Raw genomic sequence first — 7,160 nt, 5'->3', positions numbered from 1 at the left:
AAATTAAATTTGGTCTTTCTTTTATTATTTTTTCTTTTTCACTATATGTTAAATCTCCCAAAATAAATTTCATCTTAATATTTAATTTTTTATTCGTATAATTTTCAAAATCTTTTATTAATTCTTCAAATTTTTCATATTGATCGTATAATAATGCTCTTAATGGATAAATTAATAAAAAGGTTTTATTTGGATATTTTAATATATTATCAATAATATATAATCTAAATATATGGGATTTTCCAGAAGCTGTTGGGGTTGTTACAATTAGATTTTTATTTTTATATAATAAATTTAGTGCTTCTACTTGGTGTTTATATAATTTAAAGTTTCTATAATTTAAATATTCATTTAATTCTTTATTATAAAATTCAAAATTATCATATTCAGCATTTTTATTATTAATTAATTTAATTCCAACTATATAATCTCTAAACTCTTTTTCAAAAATATTTTTTAGATCATCAATATTCATATTTGATATATAAGATTAAATATTTTTATATTAAATATAATGAAATATTTCTCCGAATTAGCAGAAATATTGGAAAAGGTTGAAAAGATTAATGAAAAATCTCTGAAAATTGATGTTCTATCTAGATTTATAAAGTCATTAGATAAAAATGAATTAAAAATAACTATCTGGTTAATTTTAGGAAATACTGAAGAAGAATGGGTTGAAAGAAAACTAAATGTATCTATAAGTACAATTATAAGAGTACTAAAAAATTTGGGGGTAAATATTAAGGAATTAAGTTCATTATATAAAAAATCTGGAGATTTGGGAGAAGCTGTTAAAATTATTTATGAAAAGGGAAATATAAAATTAAATAAATGGTTTGCAAAAAAATATACAATAATTGATATATATAATGAATTAAAGAAAATTGAAAATCTAGAAGGAGAAGGATCCAGAGAAAAAAGAATATTATATTTAGAAGGAATATATAAAAATTTATCACCTTTAGAGGCAAAATTATTAACAAGAATTTTACAGGGAGATATGAGATATGGTGTATTGGAAGGAACAATTGAGGATTGTTTATCTTATATATATGGTATTAATGATGAAAAGATTAAAATTGCTCATGCAATAATTGGAGATATTGGAGTTTTAGCAGAATATTTATTTGATAATCCAAAAAATATTGAAAATGTTAATATTAGATTGTTTCATCCATTTAAACCAATGCTTGCAGAAAAGGCAAATAATTTTCAAGATGTATTTAATAATTTTTCTCCCGCAGCATTTGAATTTAAATTTGATGGAATAAGGGCACAAATACATAAAAGGGGAAATGAAGTAAAAATATTTACTAGAAGGTTAAAGGATGTAACAAAATCTTTTCCAGATGTTGTAGAATTAATATTAAATAATATAAAAAATAATGAAGTAGTTGTTGAAGGAGAAATTGTTGCATGGGATTATAATAAAAATTTACCATTGCCTTTTCAAGAAATTTCAAAAAGAATAAAGAGAGAATATGAAATTTCAAAATATATAAAGGAAATACCTGTTAAATTATTTTTATTTGATATAATCTATTTAGATGGAAAATTATTAATAAATGAGGAATATATAAATAGGAGAAAAATATTAGAAGAAATTAGAGGAAATATTGATTTAACTCCAATGATAATTACAAGTAAAGAAGATGAAGCAAAGAAATTCTTTGAAGAATCTGTTAATATGAAAAATGAAGGTCTTGTAGCAAAGAAATTGGATTCAAAGTATATTCCTGGAAAAAGGGATAAATCTTGGTTAAAGGTAAAAGGACATTTAGAACCACTAGATTTAGTAATAATTGGAGGAGAATGGGGTCATGGGAGAAGAAAAAACTTTATTTCAGATTTATATTTAGCTGCATTAGATAAAGATACTGGAGAATATTTAATGGTAACAAAAACATTCAAGGGATTATCAGATAATGAATATGTTCAATTAACAAAAGAATTATTAAAATATAAAATAAAGGAAGAAGGAAGAATCGTATGGTTTAAACCAAAGATTGTTGTAGAAGTTATATATGATGAAATACAAAAAAGCCCAAAGTATAAATCTGGTTTTGCATTAAGATTTGCCAGAGTTAATAGAATAAGATGGGATAAAAGTGAAAAAGATGTAAATACAATACAAGAAATTAGAGAATTATATGAAAAACAAAGAAAAGAAGAAATATAAAAATTAATAATTAATATGGGCCCGGGGGGACTCGAACCCCCGACCTCCCGGTTATCAGCCGGACGCTCTAGCCCCTGAGCCACGGGCCCTAAAATTTATGATTATTTATCTTTTATAAAAGTTTTTTTAAATTAAATCTAATGGATTTCATAAGTCAACTATTATTAAAGATTTACCAAGTAATAGGAGAACCTATTTTGTTATATATATCAAATATTCAAGATTATACAACATACTTTGTGATTTTTATAATATTTGCAACAATTGGATATATAATAGCAAAAGTTATTATATTTATATTAAGAATTATATTCAATTATACAAAATTAAATGAAATTCAAAAGAAAAATCCTCAATTATTTTATGGAATAAATATATCTAATTTAATTATAAGTTTAGTAAAATATTATATAATATTATATTTCTTAATATTGGGAATTGTTGTAGATTTTCCCTATTATTCTTATTTATTTTATATATTAAATTTAGTCTATACAGCAATAATAATATTAATTGCGGGTATTGTTATTGGAGATGTTATTGCATACTTATTTAATATAAAAAATAATGTTGCAAAAATTGTAAAAGGAACCATACTATATTTATTCTTAATCATTGCATTATCTTATTTAGGATTAAATTCAACAGTATTGGTTCAAGCCCTATATTATTTATTATTATCTGCAGCAATATCTTTTGGAATAATGATTGGTATTATAATAGCATTAGAATATAAAGATGAAATAATAAAAATAATAAAATGAAAACATGTGAGCTATGTGGGAAAAGTACAGATAAATTATATAAAGTATTTATAGAAGGCACAATATTAAATGTATGTAAAGATTGTTTAAAATATGGAAAACCTGTAGATGAAAATGGAAATATAATAAAAGAAAATAAATTAGAAATAAAAGAAATTGTTGGAGAAGTTATAGATGAAAATTATAATAAAATATTAATAAAATATAGAGAAGAACATAAATTGAAGCAAGAAGATATGGCAAAATTATTGGGAATAAAAGAAAGTTTATATAAATCAATAGAAAATAAAAAGATCATACCAGATATAAATTTAGCTAAGAAGATTGAAAAAATATTAGGAATAAAAATAACTAAAAAAGAAGTATTAACTGAAAAAATAAATAATAAAGATAATAAAAATTATATAACTGTTGGAGACATTTTAGAATTTGAAGAATGAATATATATTATATATTATATATATTTTTTGAATCATTTATATTAAATTCTTTTCCCTTATTTGGAGCTCCCTTTACGTTATTATCAATACCTATATTATCTATTATTGGAATAAATATATATAATATAATTCTAGTATCAATTATTTTGGGCATAGGAGCAGCTAGCGGAAGATTTGTAATATATATTATAGGTATTCTTCTATCAAAACCATTAAAGAATAATAAAAATTTACTATTCATAAAAAGAATATCTAACAGTAAAAACTTTTACATAACTTTTTTCTTTTTAACTATATTACCATTTCTTCCATTAGATGATTTATTATTTTTATCATTTGGAATTGAAAAAATAAATATATTAAAATATTATTTAATAGCGGTTTTAGGAAAAATATTAAAATCATTTTTAGAATTATATGCTGAAATATTCATTTTAAATAAATTAAGTCATATATCAAACATACCTTTATTACAATTATCTATAATTTCTTCAATAGCATTTATTTTATTGAGTATATTATTTTTTAAATTAGATTGGGAAAAATATTTTAATAAATGGATATCAAAAGAGAAATAAGAATATTGGGAATTGATGATGGATATTTTGATAGAAATAAAGATAAATATACAATAATTGTTGGAGTTATAATGAGAGGATCTTTACAAATAGATGGAATATTGTCAAATAAAATTGAAATAGATGGATTTGATATAAATGATAGAATAATTGAAATGATAAAAAGAACAAAACATTATGATCAGTTAAGAATAATCGCAACAAATGGCATATCTTTTGGTGGATTTAATTTAATAGATTTTGAATATTTATATAATGAATTAAATATACCTATAATATCTTTTGTAAGGAAAAAACCAAATATAGATAAATTTATAGAAGCAATTAAACATACAAGGGATTATGAGAAAAGATTAGAAATTATAAAAAAATATCCAGAACCGAAAAGTTATAAAACTGCATATGGAACATTATATTTTCAATATTATGGATTAGAATATAATGATGTGATAAATATAATTAAATTAACATCTGTACATTCCAGAATTCCCGAACCAATTAGAGTTGCACATCTAATTGCAATGGGAATAACAAAAGGATATTCAAGAGGAAAACCATAAAAATATTTTACATAAAACATCAATATGGACACTAAATCATTAATAAAAAATTGGAGAATTTTAATATTTATTATAATTTTTATTGCAGCTTTAGTATTTGATATATATGCATTAAATAATAATAATGTAGAAGTTACTTCTAGTACTATTTTACCAAATAGTACATATATATATTCAATAAATGGTTGTCAAGTAAATTCAATAAATTCTTATTACACATGTATATATAATAATATTAATTCTTCATTTTTACAAATAAGTACAAGTAATGGAAATATAGTTTTAGAACCATATCAATATCAGTTATTAATAAATGAAACAAATATTACACAGACATCTCTAATATCTTATGGAATAGATATTGCTGGAGGTTATTTGTTGATATTAAATTCCTCAAAACCACTAACACCTCAAGAATTATCAATTGCTGCACAAGTAATTGAAAATAGATTAAACTCTTTTGGCGTTAAATCAATAAATATATATCCAACATCTGCTGGATACATAATAGTTGAATTACCATACTCTGAAGGAAATTTAATTCCTTATATAATTAGTCAAGGTGAATTTTATGCAAAAATTGGTAATACAACAGTATTTACAGGTTCTGAAATAAAACCTTTATTTGGGGGACAATATTCTGGTTTATTAGGATGCTCTCCAGTGGGTAATCAATATGTATGTACATATTATTTCACATTATTATTATCACCACAAGCTGCTAATAGTTTTGCACAGGCTACACAAAACCTGTCTGTAGTATTACAAAATGGAGGTGCATATTTAAGTGAACCAATAGTATTCTATTTAGATAATCAGAATGTATCAACATTATTAATTGCTGCAAATTTAAGGGGTTCAAATACACAACAAGTAAGCATTCAAGTATCTGGAACTGGAAATTCTATAACGCAAGCACAATATAATGCATATCAACAGGCATATAATTTATACATAATATTAGAAAATGGACAATTACCTTCAAAATTTAATATTGTACAAGAATCTATAATTCCACCAATATTTGGATATTATATATTAAAATCATTTGAAATAGTACTATTATTAATATTGATTGGCATATTTGCAATACTATATGCAGTATATAGAAATATAAAAATACCTGCATTGATTACATTAACATTAGTATCTGAATTCTTAATTGCATTTGCAATAGGTATTGCACTACATCAAACATACGATATCCCAGCATTTATTGGTATAATATTTGGAACTGCTACAGGTATTGATGACCAATTAGTTGCTGCTGAGGAAATATTAAGAGCAAAGAAAGAAGGAAATAATGATGCAAAGACAGATAATGTTGAAAGATTGGATAAAGCAATTAAAAAAGCTATGTTTGTTATACTATTAGCAATTATATTAGAAACATTGTCAGTATTCCCAGCATTTGTAGCAGGTTTATCATTATATAAAGGATTTGCAGTTATGGTAATAATTACAGTTTGGATAGGATATTTATTAACAAGACCAGCATTTATTAATTTAGCAAAAAATCTACTTTAATTTTTTATAATAATCTCTCATTCTAATTGCATCTTCCTCAATATTTGGTGATTCTGAAATTACAACACCTTTAACTTTATATTCTTTTAATAATTTTAATATATCTTTCCAAGGCATGTCTGATTCTTCTAAATTTAAATGCGTACCCTTTTTATCTAAAGTTATACCAGAAATATGAATATGCATATTATCTAAAGCTTCTCTTCCAAGTTCATTTTCTATTTTATCTAATATTTCCCTAAAATAATCTATATCATTTCTATTACTTCTATATCTTAAATGAGCAAAATCTACTGCAGGTAAAACATTTTCTATATCTTGAGATAATTTTATTACTTCATCTATATCTCCAAATTTTTTTGATAATTCCATTGTCTCTGGTCTTATATAAATATCGATACTTTCATCCTTTAATTTATCCATTAGTTTCTTTAGATTTTCTTTTACTATATTATAAGTTTCTTCTTTTGAATTATTTAAGTACCAACCTGGATGAAAAACGACGGAATATCCTCCAGATAAATATAATAATCTTGCGGCATTATATAACATATCTATTGATTTATTTATTTTTGATTCTTCTGTAGAATTTAAATTAATATAATAGGGGGCATGACATGTTAATATAAATTCTTTATCCTTTAAATATTCGTTTATATTATTTGCAACATCCTCTTTTAATTTTACACCATATGTAAATTCTATTTCAAATCCATCTAAATTTAACTCTTCATATGTATATATAATCCCGCTTAATGTATCTCTTTTTTTAGAAGATAGTGGAACTCCTGCAGGACCGAAATGCAATTTCTTTGGATGTTTTACCATAATGTTATTATAATATTTTGAAAGTTAAATTTTTTGGTTAAAATATTTATTTTTATACTTTTCTAAATAATACCAGAAATTCTGTATGAACCAATTCCAAATTTCTTGGTCTAAGAACTTTACCCTTTTCATATTTCCATTTTCTATAAAAATTCTCATATACTCCAATAAATAAGAATTTATCATTTGAATCTAATAATTTTAATACAGAAGTTATGTTTGGTAAAAAAGATACATTAGAAGAATTTAAATACAAATATTATTCTCCTAAAAATATTTCA

9 protein-coding genes and 1 tRNA gene are annotated in these 7,160 nt (G+C 23.0%); 6 read left to right on the top strand and 4 right to left on the bottom strand.

The genetic code is table 11. The features are described 5' to 3' along the window. Positions 1-475: DEAD/DEAH box helicase (locus DDW03_RS02740; RefSeq protein ID WP_228615531.1), on the bottom strand; the 475-nt coding region annotated here is incomplete at its 3' end. A 39-nt stretch (positions 476-514) separates the two neighbouring features. Here DDW03_RS02740 and DDW03_RS02735 point away from each other — a divergent pair. Continuing rightward, a complete protein-coding gene (locus tag DDW03_RS02735) occupies positions 515-2,182 on the top strand; it encodes an ATP-dependent DNA ligase (RefSeq protein ID WP_228615530.1) in 1,668 nt (555 codons plus the stop codon). Between the two features lie 16 nt (positions 2,183-2,198). Here the strand turns inward: DDW03_RS02735 and DDW03_RS02730 are convergent. Beyond that, positions 2,199-2,271, bottom strand: a tRNA-Ile gene (locus DDW03_RS02730). A 51-nt stretch (positions 2,272-2,322) separates the two neighbouring features. Here DDW03_RS02730 and DDW03_RS02725 point away from each other — a divergent pair. Genes DDW03_RS02725 through DDW03_RS02705 form a run of 5 tightly spaced genes read left to right on the top strand, consistent with a single transcriptional unit; the run spans position 2,323 to position 6,051 of the window. After that, on the top strand, positions 2,323-2,946 hold the full coding sequence (locus tag DDW03_RS02725; RefSeq protein WP_228615529.1) for a hypothetical protein: 624 nt from the start codon (positions 2,323-2,325) through the stop codon (positions 2,944-2,946). Further along, entirely contained in the window at positions 2,943-3,386 is a 444-nt protein-coding gene (locus DDW03_RS02720; protein ID WP_228615528.1) for a helix-turn-helix domain-containing protein, read from the top strand. The genes DDW03_RS02725 and DDW03_RS02720 overlap by 4 nt, the downstream gene beginning before the upstream one ends. Further along, positions 3,383-3,964 (top strand): hypothetical protein, encoded by a 582-nt coding sequence (locus DDW03_RS02715; protein ID WP_228615527.1) that lies wholly within the window; start codon positions 3,383-3,385, stop codon positions 3,962-3,964. The genes DDW03_RS02720 and DDW03_RS02715 overlap by 4 nt, the downstream gene beginning before the upstream one ends. After that, positions 3,943-4,524 carry an endonuclease dU gene (locus DDW03_RS02710; RefSeq protein WP_228615526.1) on the top strand — a complete coding sequence of 194 codons (582 nt, stop codon included), beginning with the start codon at positions 3,943-3,945 and terminating at the stop codon, positions 4,522-4,524. Before DDW03_RS02715 ends, DDW03_RS02710 begins: the two co-directional genes overlap by 22 nt. Before the next feature lie 24 nt (positions 4,525-4,548). Then, on the top strand, positions 4,549-6,051 hold the full coding sequence (locus DDW03_RS02705) for a preprotein translocase subunit SecD family protein (protein WP_228615525.1): 1,503 nt from the start codon (positions 4,549-4,551) through the stop codon (positions 6,049-6,051). Here DDW03_RS02705 and DDW03_RS02700 read toward each other — a convergent pair. Together DDW03_RS02700 and DDW03_RS02695 are read right to left on the bottom strand one after the other, a co-directional pair. Continuing rightward, positions 6,043-6,879 carry a TIM barrel protein gene (locus tag DDW03_RS02700; RefSeq protein ID WP_228615524.1) on the bottom strand — a complete coding sequence of 279 codons (837 nt, stop codon included), beginning with the start codon at positions 6,877-6,879 and terminating at the stop codon, positions 6,043-6,045. The genes DDW03_RS02705 and DDW03_RS02700 overlap by 9 nt on opposite strands. A gap of 52 nt (positions 6,880-6,931) precedes the next feature. Then, positions 6,932-7,135, bottom strand: coding sequence for a hypothetical protein (locus tag DDW03_RS02695; RefSeq protein WP_228615523.1), 204 nt, complete (start codon positions 7,133-7,135; stop codon positions 6,932-6,934). Between the last annotated feature and the right edge of the window lie 25 nt (positions 7,136-7,160).

The sequence above is a fragment of the Candidatus Nanobsidianus stetteri genome (assembly GCF_003086415.1).
GTDB lineage: Archaea > Nanobdellota > Nanobdellia > Nanobdellales > Nanobdellaceae > Nanobdella > Nanobdella stetteri_A.
The sequence above is the reverse complement of the archived record's forward strand: the minus strand, read 5'-3'. Positions and strand labels throughout refer to the sequence as shown.

Excerpts from the sequence above, each read along its gene's own strand:
- DDW03_RS02735 (WP_228615530.1), top strand. The coding sequence starts at position 515 with ATGAAATATTTCTCCGAATTAGCAGAAATATTGGAAAAGGTTGAAAAG.
- DDW03_RS02725 (WP_228615529.1), top strand. The coding sequence starts at position 2,323 with ATGGATTTCATAAGTCAACTATTATTAAAGATTTACCAAGTAATAGGA.
- DDW03_RS02700 (WP_228615524.1), bottom strand. The coding sequence starts at position 6,879 with ATGGTAAAACATCCAAAGAAATTGCATTTCGGTCCTGCAGGAGTTCCA.
- DDW03_RS02710 (WP_228615526.1), top strand. The coding sequence starts at position 3,943 with ATGGATATCAAAAGAGAAATAAGAATATTGGGAATTGATGATGGATAT.
- DDW03_RS02720 (WP_228615528.1), top strand. The coding sequence starts at position 2,943 with ATGAAAACATGTGAGCTATGTGGGAAAAGTACAGATAAATTATATAAA.
- DDW03_RS02715 (WP_228615527.1), top strand. The coding sequence starts at position 3,383 with ATGAATATATATTATATATTATATATATTTTTTGAATCATTTATATTA.
- DDW03_RS02705 (WP_228615525.1), top strand. The coding sequence starts at position 4,549 with ATGGACACTAAATCATTAATAAAAAATTGGAGAATTTTAATATTTATT.